This window comes from Streptococcus handemini (assembly GCF_040984445.1).
Taxonomy (GTDB): Bacteria; Bacillota; Bacilli; order Lactobacillales; family Streptococcaceae; genus Streptococcus; species Streptococcus handemini.
Genome location: NZ_JBFRYH010000001.1, coordinates 42,276 through 63,808, shown reverse-complemented (window position 1 = coordinate 63,808; position 21,533 = coordinate 42,276). Strand labels below are relative to the sequence as shown.

Annotated in this window: 19 protein-coding genes; 4 read left to right on the top strand and 15 right to left on the bottom strand. The window is 41.9% G+C overall.

The annotated features are described in order from the left end of the window. Positions 1-52 precede the first annotated feature (52 nt). The 8 genes from ABPH35_RS00315 to ligA form a co-directional block, all read right to left on the bottom strand. Positions 53-928: a F0F1 ATP synthase subunit gamma gene (locus tag ABPH35_RS00315; protein ID WP_368849446.1), complete on the bottom strand. Its 876-nt coding sequence runs from the start codon at positions 926-928 to the stop codon at positions 53-55. A gap of 12 nt (positions 929-940) precedes the next feature. Further along, positions 941-2,446 (bottom strand): F0F1 ATP synthase subunit alpha, encoded by a 1,506-nt coding sequence (gene atpA, locus ABPH35_RS00310; protein WP_349987853.1) that lies wholly within the window; start codon positions 2,444-2,446, stop codon positions 941-943. Between the two features lie 21 nt (positions 2,447-2,467). After that, on the bottom strand, positions 2,468-3,001 hold the full coding sequence (locus tag ABPH35_RS00305) for a F0F1 ATP synthase subunit delta (protein ID WP_349987854.1): 534 nt from the start codon (positions 2,999-3,001) through the stop codon (positions 2,468-2,470). Continuing rightward, a complete protein-coding gene (atpF, locus tag ABPH35_RS00300; protein WP_349987855.1) occupies positions 3,001-3,504 on the bottom strand; it encodes a F0F1 ATP synthase subunit B in 504 nt (167 codons plus the stop codon). Before atpF ends, ABPH35_RS00305 begins: the two co-directional genes overlap by 1 nt. A gap of 18 nt (positions 3,505-3,522) precedes the next feature. Continuing rightward, positions 3,523-4,239: a F0F1 ATP synthase subunit A gene (gene atpB, locus ABPH35_RS00295; RefSeq protein ID WP_349987856.1), complete on the bottom strand. Its 717-nt coding sequence runs from the start codon at positions 4,237-4,239 to the stop codon at positions 3,523-3,525. Positions 4,240-4,275: 36 nt separating this feature from the next. After that, a complete protein-coding gene (locus ABPH35_RS00290) occupies positions 4,276-4,479 on the bottom strand; it encodes a F0F1 ATP synthase subunit C (RefSeq protein WP_067089042.1) in 204 nt (67 codons plus the stop codon). A 139-nt stretch (positions 4,480-4,618) separates the two neighbouring features. Continuing rightward, entirely contained in the window at positions 4,619-5,650 is a 1,032-nt protein-coding gene (locus tag ABPH35_RS00285; protein ID WP_405054548.1) for a diacylglycerol kinase family lipid kinase, read from the bottom strand. Between the two features lie 9 nt (positions 5,651-5,659). Further along, a complete protein-coding gene (ligA, locus tag ABPH35_RS00280) occupies positions 5,660-7,618 on the bottom strand; it encodes an NAD-dependent DNA ligase LigA (protein WP_349987857.1) in 1,959 nt (652 codons plus the stop codon). A gap of 146 nt (positions 7,619-7,764) precedes the next feature. On the opposite strand from ligA, the gene ABPH35_RS00275 reads away from it, so the two are divergent. The 4 genes from ABPH35_RS00275 to zwf all read left to right on the top strand — a co-directional run bounded on the left by ABPH35_RS00275 (position 7,765) and on the right by zwf (position 11,469). After that, positions 7,765-7,905: an SPJ_0845 family protein gene (locus ABPH35_RS00275; RefSeq protein ID WP_349987858.1), complete on the top strand. Its 141-nt coding sequence runs from the start codon at positions 7,765-7,767 to the stop codon at positions 7,903-7,905. A 9-nt stretch (positions 7,906-7,914) separates the two neighbouring features. Then, positions 7,915-8,817: a permease gene (locus ABPH35_RS00270; RefSeq protein WP_349987859.1), complete on the top strand. Its 903-nt coding sequence runs from the start codon at positions 7,915-7,917 to the stop codon at positions 8,815-8,817. Between the two features lies 1 nt (position 8,818). Next, a complete protein-coding gene (locus ABPH35_RS00265) occupies positions 8,819-9,634 on the top strand; it encodes a TIGR03943 family putative permease subunit (protein WP_349987860.1) in 816 nt (271 codons plus the stop codon). Positions 9,635-9,984: 350 nt separating this feature from the next. Continuing rightward, positions 9,985-11,469, top strand: a complete 1,485-nt coding sequence (gene zwf / locus ABPH35_RS00260; RefSeq protein ID WP_349987861.1) for a glucose-6-phosphate dehydrogenase — start codon at positions 9,985-9,987, stop codon at positions 11,467-11,469. Between the two features lie 40 nt (positions 11,470-11,509). On the opposite strand, the gene ftsY is transcribed toward zwf, so the two are convergent. From ftsY to ABPH35_RS00225, 7 genes are all read right to left on the bottom strand, one after another. Further along, entirely contained in the window at positions 11,510-12,832 is a 1,323-nt protein-coding gene (ftsY, locus tag ABPH35_RS00255; protein WP_349987862.1) for a signal recognition particle-docking protein FtsY, read from the bottom strand. Then, positions 12,819-13,646 carry a Cof-type HAD-IIB family hydrolase gene (locus tag ABPH35_RS00250; protein ID WP_349987863.1) on the bottom strand — a complete coding sequence of 276 codons (828 nt, stop codon included), beginning with the start codon at positions 13,644-13,646 and terminating at the stop codon, positions 12,819-12,821. Before ABPH35_RS00250 ends, ftsY begins: the two co-directional genes overlap by 14 nt. Continuing rightward, positions 13,636-14,457, bottom strand: a complete 822-nt coding sequence (locus ABPH35_RS00245; RefSeq protein ID WP_349987864.1) for a Cof-type HAD-IIB family hydrolase — start codon at positions 14,455-14,457, stop codon at positions 13,636-13,638. Before ABPH35_RS00245 ends, ABPH35_RS00250 begins: the two co-directional genes overlap by 11 nt. Further along, complete coding sequence (gene smc, locus ABPH35_RS00240) at positions 14,450-17,983, bottom strand: chromosome segregation protein SMC (protein WP_349987865.1); 3,534 nt, start codon at positions 17,981-17,983, stop codon at positions 14,450-14,452. The genes ABPH35_RS00245 and smc overlap by 8 nt, the downstream gene beginning before the upstream one ends. A 2-nt stretch (positions 17,984-17,985) precedes the next feature. After that, positions 17,986-18,672 carry a ribonuclease III gene (gene rnc, locus ABPH35_RS00235; RefSeq protein ID WP_349987866.1) on the bottom strand — a complete coding sequence of 229 codons (687 nt, stop codon included), beginning with the start codon at positions 18,670-18,672 and terminating at the stop codon, positions 17,986-17,988. Positions 18,673-18,939: 267 nt separating this feature from the next. Then, positions 18,940-19,977, bottom strand: coding sequence for an ArsR/SmtB family transcription factor (locus tag ABPH35_RS00230; protein WP_349987867.1), 1,038 nt, complete (start codon positions 19,975-19,977; stop codon positions 18,940-18,942). A gap of 11 nt (positions 19,978-19,988) precedes the next feature. Further along, positions 19,989-21,245, bottom strand: coding sequence for an MFS transporter (locus tag ABPH35_RS00225; RefSeq protein ID WP_349987868.1), 1,257 nt, complete (start codon positions 21,243-21,245; stop codon positions 19,989-19,991). Between the last annotated feature and the right edge of the window lie 288 nt (positions 21,246-21,533).

The following is a 21,533-nucleotide window of genomic DNA, read 5'->3' as shown; positions in this document are numbered from 1 at the left end:
CTAAAGTTGGAACAACTGCGTCTCTGTTTTACACTTTTTACCCCCTACTTATCTAGTCAAGGGCGCTTGCTCCCGCTACGATTTCCGTAATTTCTTGTGTAATTGCCGCCTGACGCGCCCGATTGTAGCGAATGGTCAACTGATCAATCACGCTCTTAGCATTATCCGTTGCTGTCTGCATGGCTACCATGCCGGCCGCATTTTCAGCTGTTTTGGCATCTAAGATAGCACCATATATCGTTGATTCTGCGTATTGTGTCAAGAGTTGTCCCAAAAGCGCATCCCTACTTGGTTCCAATTCAAAGGTAGCGGTATAGCCATCCGCTTCATTATGATCCAAGTCTTCGACTGGTAACATCTGTTGCACACGCACTTGACGACTCAAACTGTTGATATGGTGATTGTAACAGACATACAATTCATCAAAAATCTCGTTTTTATACATCTCAACAGATTTTGAAATGATTTTTTGAACATCATCAAAACTTGGATTGTCCGCTAATCCGCGTAATTCAAAGATTGGTTGAATGCCTCTCGCTCGAAAGAAATCCGCTCCCATACCACCGATTGCAATGATTTCATACTCATCCTTGCTAGCATGGTCTTGTTCAATCATTTCCATAACGGCTTTTAGAATCATCGCATTGTAGCTCCCTTTCAAACCGCTATCAGAGGTAATCACGATGTAGCCTGATTTTTGGATTGGACGACGAATCAACATAGGATTGGTCGATCCCTCCATCAATTCACCACGGAGCAAGTCTGTCGTAATTTTCCGAACCTTGCTAGCATAAATCTGAAAGGACTTTGCCAATTGCTCTGATTTAGCTAGTTTGGCAGCCGATACCATCTGCATCGCACCTGTGATTTGACTGGTTTTCTTTGTAGAGGCAATTTTTGTTTTTATTTCATTGAGAGAACCTGCCATAACACTTCTCCTTTACTGAAAGACAGACTGGTCTTTGAATTCCTGAATAGCAGCATTCAATTCATCTGTATCTGGCAAATCTTTTGTGACCCGAATCGTATCCAAAAGACCATCATGATGCAAGTCAAAGTAGGCATAGAGTTCTTCTTCAAAAGCCAAAATATCATCGATTGGTACTGAGTCCAAGAAGCCATTTGTTAAAGCATAGAGAATGAGAACTTGTTTCTCAACTGGTAATGGTTTATGAAGCGGCTGCTTCAACACTTCTACTGTCCGACGTCCACGATTTAATTTCGCTTGGGTCGCAGCATCCAAATCTGAACCGAATTGAGTAAAGGCTTCTAATTCACGGTAGGAAGCAAGATCAATCCGAAGTGTACCTGCTACTTTTTTCATCGCCTTGATTTGGGCAGAACCACCGACACGAGATACCGATGAACCCGCATCAATCGCAGGACGAATTCCTGAATTGAATAAATCATCTTTCAAGAAAATTTGCCCATCCGTGATCGAAATCACGTTGGTTGCGATATAGGCTGAAATATCTCCTGCCTGAGTTTCAATAAATGGTAGGGCCGTAATCGATCCACCACCTAACTCGTCTGACACCTTTGCAGAACGCTCTAACAAGCGACTATGAAGGTAGAAGACATCTCCCGGATAAGCTTCACGCCCTGGCGGACGACGAAGAAGTAGGGATAATTCACGGTAGGCAACTGCTTGTTTTGATAAATCATCGTAAACAACCAAGACATGCTTGCCTTCATACATGAATTCTTCTGCCATTGCAACGCCAGCATACGGCGCCAAGAAAAGCAATGGAGACGGTTGAGAAGCTGAGGCCGTTACCACAATCGTGTAATCGAGCGCTCCATATTGACGAAGTGTTTCAACCTGAGTACGAACTGTCGATTCTTTTTGCCCAATTGCCACATAGATACAAATCATATCTTGGTCTTTTTGATTCAAAATTGCATCAATAGCAATAGAGGTTTTCCCTGTTTGTCGGTCTCCGATAATCAACTCACGCTGACCACGGCCGATTGGCACGAGGGCATCAATTGCCTTCAATCCTGTTTGAAGAGGCTGGTTAACGGATTTCCGCTGCATTACACCTGGTGCTGGATACTCAATCGGTCTTGTCTTGCTCGTCCGAATTTCACCAAGTCCGTCAACAGGTTGTCCAAGCGGATTTACCACACGTCCAATCAAGGCTTGACCAACTGGTACTTCCATAATTTTTCCGGTACGGCGAACAACCGAACCTTCCCGAATATCAGTAAAAGGACCCAAGATGATAATCCCTACATCGACCGTTTCCAAATTTTGAGCCATTCCGATTGTACCATTTTCAAAAATCAGAAGCTCTCCACTCATGGCATTATCTAGACCGTGGGCACGGGCGATTCCGTCACCGATATAGGTCACGACCCCTGTCTCTGTATAGTCAAAATCGGGTTGAAACCCTTCAATTTGTTGTTTTAGTAAAGCGCTAATTTCTTGTGCATTAATCACCAAAAGAACACCACTTTCTATTTTCTAAAGTCTATTTCGAATTTCTTTCAATTGCGTCCGCACACTGGCATCGATAACCTTGTGGTTGACTGTTACAATAAAGCCACCCAAAACTTCTCTGTCAATTTCTTCTATAATATGACGAACTTTCAAGGAAAAACGGTTTTCTACGAGATGACGCACCCTTTCTTTTTGTTCCTCTGTCAATGGATAAACAGATACAATATGGGCATCAAACTCTTGCTTGCTCTTACTAATTAACCGCAAGGCTGCTTCCAGTGTTTCAACGAGTAAATCAGCATGACCATCTCGCGCTATAGCTTCAATCAGGTCATTGACTTCGCGGTAGGTTGATTGGCGAATCGCATGAACAAATTCAGCCTTTTCAGCGTGAGAAACCGTTGCAGATAAGAGAATTCGATTTAATTTACTATCATGAATAACCGTGAGAATAGCCGAGATTTGGTCATAAATCGTCCAGACATCCTCGCGATCATATACCTTATCAACGAATGATTGAGCATATTTTTGCACCAGGGCAGTTTCTCTAGCATTCATTATTCTTCTCCTAGCCTATCAATATAGCGACTAATCAATTCGCTATGTGCTTGCTGATCCAAATCCTCCAAGATAATTTTGCTGGCCAAATCGACTGCCAAATCTGCGACTTGAACGTGCAACTTCTCTTGGGCTTCTCGCTTCTCAGCTTCAATTTCCAAATCAGCTTTCTTTTTCAAGGCTTCGATTTCCACTTCAGCTTGTTCCAAAATGCGTTTTTTTTCTAATTTTGCACGGTCCACAGCATCTTGCACAATCTTTTGTCCTTCTACACGGCCTTGTGCCAACTCTTGTTCGCGTTGTTGAACAAGGTCGGAGGCTTCTGCTAATTTTTCTTCGGCTGCATCAATATCTCCTGAAATTTTCGCAGCACGTTCTTCAAAAATACCTGTAATTTTATCCCATGCGAAGAGGCGAATTGCCACAATCAATACGGCAAACGAGGCCGTAACTAGAATAAAATTACCAAGCATGGCACTATTTATACTTAGTCCTGTAATCATGAATACCTACATCCTTTCCTATTCACCTTCACCTTGAATTTTCTTATTTAAGTACATCGAAACCAACATCACAAACACATAGGCCTGTAAGCAGGAAATAAAGACTGAGAAACCAGTCCAGATGACATTCAATAGGAAGGCAATGGGATACGCAAACGCACTTTTTTGTGACATCTGCACCAATAGGGTTACCAAAATTTCACCAGCAAAGATATTTCCGTACAAACGAAGCGCGAGAGAAGCTACGTTGGTCACTTCTTCCAAAATATTCATCGGAGCCATTGCCCAAGGGGTTACAAATGCTTTTAAATAATTTTTAAATCCTTGGCGACGAATCCCTTCTACGTGACAGAAAACAACTGCCATAATGGCCAAACCAAAGTCATAAGCCATATTAGAGGTTGGAGAAGTCCAGAAATTCACACCCTCTGATGATTCTAATTTCGTCATCAATCCTAGATTATTCGCGAGCAAGAGGAATAAAAAGAGCGTAAAGAAGTAAAGAGCATATCTCTTTGACTCGACATCACCTAAATTTCCTTTTGTAAAATTGATTGTCAACTCATAGACATACTCCAATACATTTTGCTTACCCTTCGGCTTCAATGTCATGCTGCGACTGGCCCAAAATACGAGTAAAAATATAATGGTAATCGTAACCATTGTCACAATGACCATGGTCACATCAAAGGTTACAGGACCCAGAGTAATTGTTGGAGCTGCAGTTCCTTCCACGATTACTCCCCCTTTCTAATGATTCTGAGGTATTCCTTATCCACGCAAGAACAATGTCATCGCAAGGGTTACGAAGAAAGTACCTTCAATGAAGGCAACACCCATGAATACTCCTGTCATTAGTTTGCTTTGTAATTCAGGTTGACGTGCTGTTGAGCTAAGGTAGCTTGCAACCAATAATCCCTCACCAACACTAACACCTAAACAGGCAACACCTAAAGCTAATGCAGATACATCCATTTTTAATTCTCCTTTAAAATTTTTATACCATGATAGCATACTCCTAAAAAATGCTTTTGTCAAGAAAAGACAGCACTTGGAAGCGTTTTCTAGCTTTTGCATTTAGAAAAAGAAAAGACTGTTCATCTTTTCTTCCTATTTAAATTGTTTCATCCAAATGGTCTGCTTCTTCGATAAAGCGTTTAGCCATATCTTCTCGATTGATCTCATCAGTATCTAGGGTAATGGCCTCATCTGCCACCTTGTCTGTATCTGCGAAAAATTCAATATGATTTGCTAGATTGATCAACTCAACCGGGGCATCTCCTCCGTATTCACCATCAAGATTTAACATCATCCGATTGCTGTCATCCAAGGATTCAATCGTTAGTTGGCGAGTCTTGATATATTCAATCTTATCGCTATCAACATGCTTCCCTCCGTCAATGACAAGACGAATCAAGTGTAGAATTTCAAAGAGATTGCCTGTCTTTACCATAATCAAGGTAAACATACCGTCATCCAACTTAGCATCGGGCACAATCTGCTCAAAACCGCCAATCGAATTGGTCAAGGCAACGAAAATCATGGAGATTTTCCCTTCAAAAACACCATCATCATAAGCCACACGAACAGGAGTAAACTGGACCTGCGGCAATAATTCTGCCCCCTTTACCACATAGGCAAGGTAGCCAAAAATCGTCTTGAGTTGGCTAGGAACGCTATACGTTAATTCTGTCAATGTACCCGCTGCTGCAATATTGATAAAATAATTATCTCCAGATTGCTGATTTTTTGCAAGACCAATGTCCATTAAAATTGTCTGTTGCTTACCAATAACCTTAGCTGCCTCAACTGGATTTCCCCTAGGAATTTTCAAGGCTCTTGCGTAATCATTAGTCGTGCCAGTTGGAATAATCGCCATCTGTGGACGTTTTGGCAGAAAGGCAATCCCATTCACCACTTCGTTAATCGTTCCATCGCCACCAGCTGCAACAACCAAATCAAAACCTGCTTTAGCTGCTCTCGTTGCTTCGTTTTTCGCTGAATCTTTTTCAGGACTTGTTTGAAATGCAGAGGTTTCATAACCAAAACCTTCTAAAACGTGCAGAACTTCTGCTACATTTTTCTTCATCATTTCCTGACCAGAAACAGGATTATAAATCAATCGTGCTCGTTTTCTTTGTTCCATTATATACACCTATAGACTTTCTAACCAGGCCTCGTCTTTTATCTCAATGCCCAATTCTTGTGCCTTTATTAATTTACTTCCTGCATCACTTCCTGCTACTACAAGGTCCGTTTTTTTCGAAACAGAGCCTGTAACAGTTGCTCCCAAACTCTCCAGTTTAGCCTTGGCTTCGCTTCGCTTGAGGCGCTCTAATTTTCCAGTCAAGACAATGGTCATACCAGATAAGAGGGCATCTGCTGCAAGACCTTGACCAAGGTAGGTAAGATTGACTCCAAGTAGTTCCAATTCTGCTACTAACATTTTAGCCCCTTCGCTAGCAAAATAGCTTGTTACAGATTGGGCAATAACAACTCCTATTCCTTCTAGTGTTGCAAGCTCCTCCAAATCAGCTTTGGCAAGATTTGGAATTGAGGTAAAGGTTTCTAGTAAAATCTTACTGGCCTTACTGCCAACATGACGAATGCCTAAGCCAAACAAAAGCCGTTCTGCCGAATGGTCCTTTGAAGCCTGAATCGCTTGATAGAGTTTTGTAGCTGACTTTTCTTTAAAACCTTCTAAGGTCACTAAATTCTCAACAGATAGACGATAAATATCTGCCACATCATGGACTAGATTGGCAGAAAAGAGTTTTTCTACAATCGAACTCCCCAGACCAGCAATACTCATGGCATCTCGACTCGCAAAATGCTCTAATTTACTTTTTAACTGGGCAGGACAAAGTGGATTGATACAACGAAGAGCCACCTCGTCCTCATAGTGACACAATTCGCTTTCACAACTTGGACATTCTCTTGGAATGACTAGAGGTTCTTGCTGATTTCGCTTGGCTTGAACCACCGATAAGACTGCTGGGATAATGTCTCCCGCCTTATAGACGATAACCGTATCATGCAGGCGGATGTCTTTTTCAGCAATATAGTCCACATTGTGCAAGGTCGCACGGCTCACTGTAGTTCCCGCCAGCTGCACAGGTGTTAGATTAGCCGTTGGGGTTACAACCCCCGTCCGACCGACTGTCCAGTCCACCGATAGAATCTCTGCTTCCTTTTCTTCAGCAGGAAATTTATAGGCAATCGCCCAGCGTGGTGCCTTAACTGTAAAGCCTAATTCATCTTGAATAGCCAGGTTATTGACCTTAACCACAACACCGTCAATCTCATACGGCAAGGCTTCTCTGCGAATCGCTAAGTCTTGGATAAAATTCCAGACATCTTGAATCGTGTCTGCCAAATGGTAATCGTGATTGGTCACAAAGCCTAGCTTGCTTAATTTTTCCAAAATATGAGACTGGCTACCTGCCTCAGTTGGACTAGCTTCTTGGTATAAGAAGGTAGCAAGGCCGCGTTTGGCTACAATTCTGGTATCTAATTGACGCAAAGTACCTGCTGCAGCGTTTCGTGGATTGGCAAATTCGACTTCTCCAGCTTCTTGACGAATCTGATTGATCCGATCAAACGAAGCCTTAGGCATATAGCATTCGCCACGAACAGTTATATCAAGGGCTTCTGGTAATGTCAAAGGAATATCCTGTACTCGCTTGAGATTTTCTGTGATATTTTCACCGATACTGCCATCTCCACGAGTAGCCCCTACAACCAACTGACCAGCCTCATAGGTCAGTGAAATCGACAAGCCATCAATTTTTAATTCGCAAATATAGGTTACATCGGGAAATTCCTTACGAATGCGGCGGTCAAAGCTTTCCAATTCTTCAAAGGAAAAAGCATCTTGTAGGCTATACAAAGGGTATTCGTGTTGGTATTTGCTAAAACCATCTAAGAGTTTCCCACCCACACGATGACTAGGACTGTTGGGTAAGACCAAATCAGGATGTGCTTCCTCTAGTTCCACCAATTCGCGGTAAAGCTGATCATATTCAGCATCCGAGACCACCGGACGGTCTAATCGGTAATAAGCATCTGCGTATTGATTCAGCTGATTTACTAAGTCATTCATTCTATCTTTCATATCCTTATTATATCACGATTCAAGCCAGAATTCGAAACGAAACATCTACATTTCTCCTTTTGAAAATGGCTGAATTCTGCATTTTTCCAGAAGAAAGAGTATAATAGAATTATCATAATCATACAATTATTATTTGGAGGTGTTTCATGGCTGTTACATACAAGCGACAAGATGATTTAGAAAAAATGTTGGAAGAATTTGCTTCTTTTGATGCACTCGAAAAAGTGGAATTTCCAGATCCCAAAGCCCCAAAAGAAACAAAAGACCAGAAATCTGCAGAAAAATAGGTTCGCCTGATGTTGGGATTACAAAACTTACCAGCTTCTGTCTTACAAGCAGGAGCGATTTTTCTTTCTATTGTCATCGAGGCTTTACCTTTTGTACTCATCGGTTCCTTGATTTCAGGCTTTATTGAGGTCTATGTGACACCAGACCGTGTTCATCAGGCCTTACCCCAAAACCGTTTTTTGAGAATTTTATTTGGAACCTTTATCGGCTTTATTTTTCCTTCTTGTGAATGTGGCATTGTCCCTATTGTCAACCGATTGTTGGAGAAAAAAGTGCCTACTTATACAGCTATTCCCTTTCTAGCCACGGCTCCTGTTATCAACCCCATTGTCTTATTTTCCACTTTTACAGCCTTTGGAAATTCCGTCAAATTTGCCCTTTATCGAGCTCTTGGCTCCATCCTTGTAGCACTGGTTTTGGGATTATTTCTCGGTTTTGTACGGACAGATTCAATTGTAAAAGAAACTTCGACACCTCTACATGAACATCACTTTTCTCATCTAACCGGTTGGAAAAAAGTCGGCCAAGCCTTGGTACAAAGTATTGATGAGTTTTTCGATACCGGTCGCTATTTGATTTTTGGTTGCCTATTTGCTAGTCTTGTCCAAGTTTACATTCCAACCAGTATCCTGACCAAAATCGGCCACAATCCATTAACGGCTATTCTCCTAATGATGTTACTTGCCTTTTTACTATCACTCTGCTCAGAAGCCGATGCCTTTATCGGTTCTTCCTTACTTACGACCTTTGGTTTTGCTCCTGTTATGGCCTTTCTCGTTATCGGTCCTATGATTGATATTAAAAATCTCATCATGATGAAGCATTCCTTTAAGACATCCTTTATTCTGCAATTTATCAGCATTATCTCGGTTGTCATCGTCCTGTATTGTCTTGCGCTAGGAGGTATTTAGTATGATTCGTTTCTTAATTTTAGTAGGTTATTTTGAAATGACTCTCTATCTCTATATTTCTGGAAAATTGGATCAGTATATCAACCTTCACTACTCTTATTTGGCCTATCTCTCCATGGTATTAACCTTTATCCTGGCTCTCGTCCAACTCTACATTTGGATGAAGCAACTGGAAACCCATAGCCATCTTGCTACAAAAATGGCCAAGTTAACCAGTATCGGTCTTTTACTGATTCCACTACTTATCGCTTGGGGCTTCCCAACGGTACATCTTGACTCCACAACGGTTGCTGCCAAGGGCTACCATTTCCCGCTCGCAGCAGGGACAGATACAGAAATTCAAGAACAAGAAGGAACAACCGTTCAATACTTGAAGCCCGATACCTCTGCTTATTTCACTAAATCCAGTTATCAAGCAGAAATGCGCAAGGTCGCCGAGCGCTATCTAGACCAAGAGACCATATCCGTGACTAGTGAAAATTACATGGAAGTCATGGAAGCCATCTATGATTACCCAAATGAATTTGTTGGAAAAACAATTGAAATGGTGGGCTTTGTTTATAATGACCCTGACAATGCCAACCAGCAATTTCTCTTCCGATTTGGGATTATCCACTGTATTGCCGACTCAGGTGTCTATGGATTACTCTCAACTGGACAGGAAAAACAATTTCAAGATAATACTTGGGTCGTAGCTAAGGGAGTCATTCAACTATCCTACCATAGCTCTCTCCAACAGGCTCTCCCAACGCTCGAATTGACGGAATACAGCAAGATTGAACAACCAAAAAATCCCTATGTCTACCGTGTCTTTTAGGCAGGGAAAACGACTCTAACACATCCCCATCTAGCTCGCTCTTAGAACCTGTATTCATAAGCGAAGTCATTCTAATCGAGAGCTTATTTGACGATAATCACGGCGTTTTTTGAAGGAATACTGACTGTATTTCAAAAAAAGCAACGATGAGTAGCGGAAAATAAGCCCTAAATAGAGTTGCCGAGCTGGGAATACAGGTTTTTACAATGACGAATGCTAGCAGAAAAGAAATACGAGGAAGCTGGACTCAAGTCTGGCTTCTCTTATCTTTGATTTTTGACGAGTATTAGGTGAATTTTCAGACAATTTATGATATACTACTAATAAATTCTACAGATTGGAACTTGTATATGTCATCACACGTATTATTTACTATTTTTGGAGCGAGTGGAGACCTTGCTAAGCGCAAACTCTATCCCTCACTGTTTCGATTATATAAAGCCGGGCATATTGGACAGCATTTTGCCGTGATTGGTACAGCGCGTCGTCCGTGGACCAAGGAGTATTTTGAACAAGTCGTGATTGAATCGCTCGGAGATTTACCAGACAATACGCGTCAGGCGCATGAATTTGCCAGTCATTTCTACTACCAGAGCCACGATGTCAATGATACCGAACACTACATTGCCTTGAAGCAACTGCAGGAAGAATTGGACGCAAAATACCAAACTGAGCACAACAAGGTCTTCTTCTTATCTATGGCGCCTGAATTTTTCGGAACCATTGCCAAACACTTGAAATCCGAAAAAATTGTTGATGGAAAAGGCTTTGAGCGCCTCATCATCGAAAAACCATTCGGAACAAGCTTAGAGACAGCAGAAAAGCTCAATCAGGAATTGTCAGAAACCTTTGAAGAAGAGCAAATTTATCGCATCGACCATTACCTTGGTAAAGAAATGGTGCAGAATATCTTTGCTGTCCGCTTTGCCAATATCATTTTTGAACACATTTGGAATCGCAATTACATCGAATCCGTTCAAATCAACTTTGCAGAATCAATCGGTGTTGAAGACCGTGGGGGCTACTACGACCATTCCGGTGCCTTGAAAGACATGATTCAAAACCACGCGCTGCAAGTTCTATCGCTACTGGCTATGGATAAGCCAGCTAGCTTTAAAGAAGCCGATGTACGAGCAGAGAAAATCAAGGTTTTCCAACATCTGAAACAACAAACTGATGAGGAAATCAAACGCAATTTCATCAGAGGCCAATACACTGCTGGACATATTGACGGCAAAAACTATGTGGGCTATCTAGAAGAACCAAATATCGCAGCAAATTCTCAGACAGAAACCTTTGCAAGTGGTGTCTTCTTTGTGGATACTGATGCCTTTCGAGATGTGCCATTCTTCTTCCGTACCGGCAAACGCTTGACGGAAAAAGGAACACGGATTACCATTGTCTTTAAGCATGCTCATGATATTTTTGGGCAGCAGGCAGAAAAGAATATCTTAACCATTTACATTCAGCCAACAGAAGGATTCTCACTTTCCATCAATGGCAAAGAGGTCGGCTCCCACTTTGCACTCACACCCGCCAAGCTCAACTTCCGCCACAATGCGACTGCTCTTGGTAATTCGCCAGAAGCCTATGAAAAGCTCTTCTTTGATGTCTTGCATGGCGATTCCACAAACTTCAGTCATTGGGAAGAGGTCAAGGCCAGCTGGCAATTCATCGACCAAGTGGTGCGTATCTGGCAGGACAACCAAGTCCCTCTCCACTACTATCCAGCAGGAAGCATGGGGCCACAAGCTGCATTTGATCTATTAGAAAGCTACGGTAGCAAATGGGTATGGACACCAGATGTCTGGTATCGTGAACGAGGATTGTTATAAGATGACACAAAAATTCCAATCACCTGATTGGAATTTTTTCTTATACTAAACCTTCTAAAAGACCTTTCATAAAGGATTCGGAATGAAATTCACCGATGTCGTCAATCTTTTCGCCAAATCCAATCAGTTTGACTGGAATATCTAATTCTTGTCGGATAGCGAGTACAACACCACCACGCGCAGTACCATCCAATTTCGTCAAGACTAGACCAGTTAAAGGAGTAATTTTTGAAAATTCTTTGGCCTGAACCAGGGCATTTTGACCAGTAGAGGCATCAAGAGCCAACAAGGTTTCATGAGGAGCTTCTGGTAAACTACGCTTTATAATGCGACCAATTTTTTCTAGCTCAGCCATGAGATTTTCCTTGTTTTGCAGGCGACCAGCTGTGTCAATCATGAGAATGTCCACCTGCTCTGCCATAGCCTTTTCCATGCCGTCAAAGACCACGCTAGCTGGATCTGATTTCTCTGGCCCTGTTACCACAGGGACATCTACACGACGACCCCACTCAACCAACTGCGCTACTGCACCTGCACGGAAGGTGTCTGCTGCGACCAACATGACCTTCTTGCCTGCTTGCTTGTATCGATACGCCAATTTCCCAATAGAGGTTGTTTTTCCAACTCCGTTGACACCAACAAAAAGCATGACTGTCAGACCATTTTGAAAAGCAATCTGCTCGCTAAACTGACCATCTTTTTCGTAAATATCCACTAATTTCTCGATAATCAAACGGCGCAAGGCTTCTGGCTTTTTAGCATTTTCCAAGCGAGCTTCCTGACGAAGTTCTTCCGTCAAGTTAGAAGCAACCTGTACACCGACATCGCTCGTAATCAGCAATTCCTCTAATTCCTCAAAGAATTCCTCATCTACTGAACGGAAATTCGCAAAGAATTGATTGAGCTTGGCTCCAAATCCTGTCCGAGTTTTCTTGAGAGTCCGTTGGTATTTTTCCTCTTCACTCTCAGATGCTACTATTTCTTCTACTGCTGGCTCATTTTTCGTTTGAACAGCAGGATTTACTCCCTGCTCTTGTGCTTCCTGAATCCGAAGAGCGGCCGCTTCCTTAGCCGCATAATATTCTGCCATAAAGTCCAGTGTCCGCTGTTTTTGAGCATCTAGGGATTCATCAGAAGGCTCAGAAATAATGGGTTCTACAGGATCTATTTCTTCCAGTACTTCCTTAGATATTTCCTCGGTAGTCTCCGCTAGTTCCTCAATTACCTCTACCTGCTCTCTATCATCTATCTCTTGTTCTGCAACACCACTATCTTCTGTCTCCTCTTGTATCTGGTTTTCTTCTGACAGGGTGAGTGCTTCTTCTTTTTCCTTGTGACCAAACAATCGATCAAATAGTCCCATTTTCTTCCTCGCTTACTACATATTGCTCAATTGCCCAAGCAATACCATCTTCATCATTGGTAACTGGCAACACCACCTTGGCAACTTCTTTTAGTTTTGAACTAGCGTTTGCCATTGCAACACCGAGTCCAGCCCATTCGACCATACTGAGATCATTTTCTTCATCACCACAAGCCATTACTTCTGATTGATCAATTCCTAAATGCTCAATCAACTTGGCAAGACCGTTTGCCTTGTGAACTCCCTTAGGGCTCCATTCCAAGAGAATATCCCGCGATTTAAAAATTTCAAATCGATCATATAAAGTTGCTGGCAATTTAGCAATCTGTTGATCCAAAAATGCTGCTTCAACTGCTGTCACAGCCTTATTATAGGTCACATCTTCAGGAAGAGTAGCATCTGTCGTTGGAATAATACGTAGTAACGGATTGCAGGTTGAATAGAGTGAGGCGCGCGCCGCATCCAAGGAATAGACATCTCCACCGTGAATCGCATCAAGAGGCAATTCAAGCTGATTGGTCACCTCACGAATCGCACGCACATCTTCAACTGAAAAGCCAGTCTGTTCTAGAATACGACCTGTATTTTCTTGAACCAGTCCTCCATTAAAGGTAATCGAAAACTGTCCTTTCCCAAGCAAATCCAATTCTGTCAGAAATTGTTCAATCGCTTTTAAGGGCCGTCCAGTTGTCAAGACCACATAAACTCCCTGTTCTCTTGCTGCTTGCAAGGCTTTTTTGTTCTTATCTGAAATTCGCTTGTCAGATGTCAACAAGGTTCCGTCCAAATCTAAGGCAATCAATTTAATACTCATCTAACATCTCCTCTATATAAGCCAAGACTGCTTCGTCATTGCAATGTCCAATGACACTGTCAGCTACCTTTTTCACTTCTGGTTTTGCATTGCTTGTCGCAAGAGAAGTTCCTGCAAAATCAAGCATTTCCAAATCATTTTGATTGTCCCCAAAGGCTACTACATCAGCCGCCTCTAAACCACAATACTCACATAATTGAGACAAACCAACCGCCTTATGGCTGTCTGATAAAATAATATCAACCGAATTAAAGCCAGTCGTAACAGCTATTACATCATCAAACTCTTGATTCAGCCATTCTTGTGCCACTTCTACTTCCTCCGTTGGGAATGTAGCCACAATCTTGACAATATCTTCTGTCACTTCCGAAAAATCCGATACTAGAGTCGTCTTCACATAAAAGGGGGAGATCATCTCTATGAACTCTTTATCCCCACTCTTTAAGAGATAGGCACCATTTTTCCCTGATAGAATGATACAACTTTTCTGACCGTATGGACTAGCCGATAATCGACGGATAATTTCTAGATATACTTTCGGTTCAATGGGCTGATCTTCAAAAATAATCTTTCCTTTATAGGATACGATTGAACCATTTTCAGCAATAAAAGCCATTTCATCTTCAAAGCCTTGGAAAACGTCCTGCAAACTCATCAAGGAACGCCCACTTGCTGCTGCAAAAAGGTAATCTTTTTGATGAAATTGATCCAATATTTTACGGAATCGGTCTCGATTGAACTGATGGTCTTCTCGAAGAAATGTGCCATCCATATCCGTTGCGATTATTTTTTGAAACATCTGTTTACTCACTTTCTATCTCTTTCAACTTCACAGACACAATCTTTGATACACCAGATTCTTGCATTGTCACTCCATACATGGCATCTGCTGCCGCCATTGTCCCTTTTCTGTGTGTCACAACAATAAACTGACTAGATTGATCAAAGCGGTTGAGATAATCACCAAAGCGTTTCACATTGGCTTCATCAAGGGCTGCCTCTACTTCATCCAAAATGACAAATGGAATGGTTTTGACACGAATAATCGAAAACAGCAAGGCTAGAGCTGACAAGGCTTTTTCCCCACCAGACATCAAGTTAAGGGATTGAATTTTCTTTCCTGGTGGTTGAACAGAAATCTCCACCCCTGCTGTCAAAATATCAGAATTGGTCAAGATGAGATCTGCTGATCCCCCACCAAACATTTGCTGAAAGGTTCGCTTGAAACTATCACGAATAGCTTCAAAGGTCTGCTTAAAGCGTGCTGTCACCTCTGAATCCATTTCATGAATGGTGTCCAGTAAGAGATCGCGAGCTGATAGAATATCCTCGCGCTGTTCCTTTAAGAAATGCAAGCGTTGACCAACTTCTTCGTACTGTTCGATGGCTTCGATATTCACGGGGCCTAGATTGCGAATTGCTCGCTCCAATTCTTTTAAGGTCTGCTCAGACTGAGCCAAATTTTCCACTAGTTCTGCTTTTTGGCTCGCTTCATCAAAACTCATTTTATAATGCTCTGTTAGATTGGCCAACAAGAATTTTAAGCGATTAGCTTCCCGGTCATAGTCTGCTTCCAATTTCGCTTGCTTGCGGATAAACTCGTCATTTTTCAAGCGCATCTGCTCCAAACGTGTAGCAATGTCGTCAAACTGACCCTCGATATCCTCTAATTCTAGCTTCACCCGAACAATCAACTGATTGGTTTCATCCTGTTTTGCTTTTGCAGCAGATAATTGTTCCGTTAATACATCTAAGCTGGTATCGTCCTGGGCTTCTACTTTTTGGTCAATAACCGCCTGTAATATCTCTATTTCATGCGCAAAATTAGCCTGTTCTTCCTGCAAACGAGTCTGATCGGACTGAACAAAGCGCACCTCACTAGCCAACTGGCTTTGAGTGACTTTAAGACTAGATAGGCTGTCCTGTAAGGCCTGTATTTGCTCTTGGATAGCATAGCGATTGGTCTTCATCTCCTCAATCTGCCCTGACAATGCCACTTTCTTTTCGGAAAACTCGGACAATTGTGCTTGGTACTGGGCTAACAAGTCCTCTAAATCAGACAATGTATCCTGACTAGCCTGTCCTGATTGGAGCTCATAGAGGGCATCCAATTCCGCCACCTTCTCTGCTAGCTGTTCATAGGAAAGGCGAACCCGCTGTTCCACCAATCGTGCTTCCTCACCAGCTTCCTTGATTTCTTCTAAGGAAAGGCGAGTAGCTTCCGCTGCTGCTTTTTTAGCCGCAACTTGCTTTTCTTGCTCTACTAGGGTCTGATTTAATAGTCTGATTTCTTCTACCAAGGCATCCAACTCTGGTTTAACAAAAGTTGTATTGTTGGTACGGTTACTTCCCCCTGCAAAAGCCCCACCGGGACGAATCTCTGTACCATCTAGACTCACTAAGCGAACTTGAAACTTAGTCGCTCGTGCTGCTTGATTGGCATGCTCGACTGTATCAAAAATCGCTATCGTCCCTAGTAAATTTTGAAAAATAACCTTCAAGCGCTCATTATAGGATACCAAATCGCTGGCTAAACCTAAGAATCCTTTAGAAGATTGCAATTGACTGACGAGATGACTTGCTAACTGACGTGGTTTAATGGTTGTTAGCGGTAAAAAGGTTGCCCGTCCTTGGCGACCTTGTTTTAAGAAGGCAATTGCTGCTTTGGCAGTTGCTTCATCTTCGACAATAATATGCTGACTAGCACCGCCAAGAGCAATCTCAAGCGCTGTCTGATACTGCATCTCAAAGGTGACATTGGCACTAACTGCTCCGACAATTCCACCGATTCTATCAGCTTGTTGTAAGACAGCTTTGACACCCGCATAGAAATTCGAGTGATTTTGCAAAATCGCTTCTAAACTAGCTTGTCGTGCCTTCTTCGTTTTCACTCGATCTAACACATCAAACAACTGCGATTGACTTGCTTGATACTCCTGATCTAAGACTACCAATTTTGTTTGTTTCTGCTGATAATCTTCTAGCAGTTCTTTTAGCCTTGTCTCAGCTTCTCTTAAGCGAATCTCCAATTGAGATAAGCCTGCTTGGTGTGTTTCCTTTTCCATCAACAGGCGGGTCAATTCCTCCGACCGACTTTCAGAAATGCGCCGTTGGTTGGCAAGGTCTTGCTCTACTTTCGCCAGTGCATTCGACAATTCTGCTTCATCTTGTAACAAGGTCACATAGCGCTCCCTAAGACGATCCAATACTTGGTCTGGATCTTCCGAAAAGTTGGATAAGTCCTGCTCTTTTTCTGCAATTATCTGCTTAATCTGGCTCAATTCTTCCTGCAATTGCACCAAACGACTTGCCTTTTCTGTCAGTTCTTCTTTTGTTTTAATAGCTTTTGCTTCTACATCTCGTAACCTAGCTTGTGCTTCTTGGCGACTGCTTTCATTCTGGCTCGACTCTAGTTGGTGAACCGTAATCTTTCGCTCTAAATCGCTGATTAACTTGGTAACATCAAGCAATACTGCCTGCTCACGTTCTAGCTGGGTTGTTAACTGCTGTCTTTGCCGCTTCAAACCTTGATTTTCTGTCTCAAGGCTATCTCTTTGTACATAATAATGGGTCAAATCAGCCTTAACTTGAGCCAAATCAGCCTCTTTTTGGTCAAGTAAAAACCGTCCTTTTGCGATTTGAGCCACCAAGACATTTAGGTACAATTTCTTTCGTTCTTCATCCAACTCCAAGAATTTCTTTGCAACCTGAGCCTGTTTTTCCAAGGGCTTCACTTGTGTGTCTAATTCATAGATAATGTCTTCTAAACGGTCTAAATTATCCTGAGCCTGTGACAGTTTGCTCTCTGTTTCTTTTTTGCGTGTCTTGTATTTGAGAACACCAGCTGCTTCCTCAAAGATAGCTCTACGCTCTTCTGGTTTTGAATTGAAAATAGCCTCTACACGCCCTTGAGAAATAATGGAAAACGAATCTCGTCCAAGGCCCGTATCCATAAATAAATCATGAATATCCCGCAAACGAACCTTCTGCCCGTCAATCAGATATTCACTATCGCCTGAACGATAAATGTGGCGCTCTACCTTGATTTCTTTTTCCCGACCTGCAATAAAACCGCTACTATTATCCAAGGTGACAATGACAGAAGCATAATTGAGAGCTTTTCTGCTTTCTGTCCCAGCAAAAATCACGTCTGGCATTTTGCCTCCACGGAGACTTTTGGCTGATGATTCGCCCAAGGCCCAACGAAGACTTTCTGTAATATTGGATTTGCCTGACCCGTTTGGACCAACGATTGCCGTCACTCCTCGGTCAAAGACAACCTTTGTTTTATCTGCAAAGGACTTGAAGCCTTGCATTTCAATTGATTTGAGATACATACCTACTCACTTGCCTCCACGGCATTCTTGGCCGCAGCCTGTTCCGCTTGCTTTTTAGAGCGCCCCTGACCTCTTCCTATGGCTTGACCATTTACCAATACTTCAACCTCAAACAGTTTATTGTGAGCTGGGCCTACTTCAGATACAACCTGGTACTGAATCACTACTTCTCCGTTCACTTGCAATAATTCCTGCAAACTAGTCTTGTAGTCTGTCACTCGCTCAAAATTTCCAACTTCAAGTTGGGGAATCATCACTTGGTAAAGAAAGGATTCAACCGCTTTGACTCCCTTATCTAACAAGAGTGCACCAAGAAAGGCCTCAAATAAATCACCTAAAATGGTATCACGATTGCGCCCACCCGATTTTTCTTCCCCTTTTCCCAAACGAAGGAATCGATCAAATCCACAAGTACGTGCAAAGCCTGCTAAACTCTCCTCTCGAACGAAGGTTGAGCGCATTTTTGACATCTCACCTTCTGGAAATTGAGGATAGGTCTGATACAAATAGCGGGAAATAACCAATTGCAGAACAGCGTCTCCTAAAAATTCCAAACGCTCATTATGTGAAATTTTTAGAAGGCGGTGCTCATTGGCATAAGATGTGTGTGTAAAAGCTGTCTCAAGTAGAGTCAAATCCGAAAAATCAATTCCAAACTCGGCAGCCAATTTCTTTTGTAATTGTTGCATAATTGCTCCTTTTTGTCTATCCCCTTTATTATACCATATTTTAATAAAGAGCATAGAGAAACAGGGCGTTCTCCATGCAAAGTAAATGAAAAAATCTGTATTCTCAACAATTTTGAGAATACAGATCCTTTCTATTCAAACAGTTGACCAGTCAGAATGTCAGAACAGCCTAACCATGAGGTTTTTCTAACTCTCCTATGCCTTACCACTAAGGAAAACGACAAGCGCAAGGGTCTGCAACTTTTTGCGGCCACTTGATTTCTACGTTTACAATTCAAAATCTTCTTCCAACTTTGCAATCATTTCCCGTAATAAGCCCTTGTTGACATCAAATTTGACGGTCTTATCTTCAGAGTTAAATAGTAAGAGATTAGCATTGATCAATTTCTGGGTGTGAAAGGACACTGCAGCACCCGTAATCGCCAACTCCTCTGCAATATCCTTACTCTTCGCATATGGTTTGGTCAGAGCCACCATGACTTTGTAGCGTGTCTCATCACTTATGACTTTTAAGGTCATTGTTAACATATCCTCATCGATAGACTGTTTCGCAAGCAGGACTTCATCAATGGCTACTGACGCACATAAGATAACCGGACAGGTTTGATACTGGGAATGATATAAATAGGAAAAATGCACCAGCCAAGGACTGATGACGAAAAATTGAATCTGATGATAGCCCAACTCTTCAACTCCACTTGATTTATATAATCCATGTTCACCATAGATTTCTTCAAGGGAAAAACGTTTTGCAAACTCCAGCCTCTGCTCTTGAAACTGCTCGTAGTAAGGTCGATACAAGGAGGTTACTTCTTTTACCAACTCCACTTGCTTACGAACGGTCTCAAGAGGATTGCGAATAGCTTGGAACCATTTCCATTTCTCCTCAGCCTTTAGATCTATCTGCTCTAAAAGAGCTACTAAATCCGATTCCTTGTCAACTTGTTGTTGATGAAGACTTGACAAACCAAAACGAATAGCTCGCTCAATTGTTTCCTGGGACACAGTGGCAACTAACTGACAGGCCTCTTCTAGCGTTCTAGGATCCTTTCCCGCCTCCAGTAATTCAAAATACACGAAATGGAGCAGACTAAAATTCGCCGCAAACAAGTAGCTGGATAACCGCTCGCTCATGCTCTCAAAAATCGATTCTAACTGTGTTTGAACAAGAAGGGTATCTTTTAAAATCTCCTTTTCCCTCTGGCTTCGCTCCTCAAACTCCCCTATTCGATCCTTTTGAACATAGAAAGGTACCATTAAAAATTCTACAATCTCACTTCGATGTTTGCAATACACTAATTCCATACGATTCTTTCCTATTCTCTTACTTCAGACGACACTCTTCTTATAGTATAGACCATAAGTAGCAGAGAAAGCAAAAGAAAGACGAGGGAAATACCTCTAGCTGAACAGGCCACAATTAAAACAGCCGTAACTCCACGCATCACCACCATGCCTAATTGAACAAAAGTAGAAATCCCTGCACCAACCGTAGCTAATTGATGTTCTGGCACGGCGCGATAAATGAGGGCATTTATTTTGGGATTCAAAACACCTGAAAGGACTGCTGTCACAAGCAAGCAGGCGAAAACACCATAAATAAAACGGAAATAAAAGGCAATAAAAAGCAGAACCGGGAGATAAACTGTCCACTTCGTTAACTTGGAAATAGACACCTCTTTAAATAGGCTTGTCGTCAATAAGCTTCCTAAGATAGAACCGACGAGAAAGATAATGGAAACGGCTGCAATAGTCGTTGTAGAATTTACAATGACAAAACTTGGTGTTTCCTTAATCAATAAAAGCATCAAAGGAGTCAAAGCGACAAAGAGAGCATTCAAAGCCGTCAATACTAGAACCACAGCTTTTAAAACAGGGATTCCTTGAATCGCTTGGTAAGAAGCTACAAGGCTTTTTTTCATATCTGAGACGAGATTTCCAGACTCTTCCTTCTTGACCTCTTGCTTCAAAGGATTTTCAGCCAGTAGTTTCTTCAAAGCAGGTCGGATACTCAAGGTCACCAAGAGACTGATAAAAAATGTCCCCGCATTGAAAAAGGCCAACTGTTGATAGGTCATCACTCCAATTAAGACTGCTCCACTGGACTGAAAGACAATCTGCAAAATAGAGCCGATTCCCTGACGAAAGGCAGAAGCTGCCTCCCTATCTTCATTTGGAATCACTCGTAGGCTAACCGGCATAAAAAGATAGGATTCGTACTGTCCTGCAATATCGGAAAAGAGATTGATGATACAAACAACTGCGACAATCCACAGGGCTGGTGAAAAGCCCATGACAAGACCAACAATCCCGTAGAACAGGACCCGAACAACCAAGGTTCCTACAATCGTATCCAGCTTATTTTTGGTCTTGTCCGCCCACATCCCAATGAAGAGACCAGACAAAATCGGTAGAGTTTCAGACAGGGTAATCATGGATACGGCTAACTTAGTATCAGGTAGAACAAGAACATAGTTCATCAAGGCCAAATAGTAAAGTACATCCCCAAAATTAGATACCATATCCGCCACAAATGAGAACATAAATAGTCGGTTGCTCAACATCTTTTTCATAAACAATCTCCTTTGTTTTTCATTTATTATAGCAAGAAATCCCTTCAATACAAGCTTCTTTCATCAAGTGGTGCGCATCCTCCAGTAAGTGGTCAGAAATACTCCCTTACCTGCACCCTGAGTTTATTCTCATCTCTTGTTTTTGTTCGCTTTATTTTTGTTAAACAATTGTTTAATTTTGTTTTACACGATTTTTCGAAAAAGCCAATAATTTATTTAATAAAAATTAAGCATTTGTTTAAAGATATAATTTTAATAAAATAACGGTAAATCGTTTTCTTTTTGAAA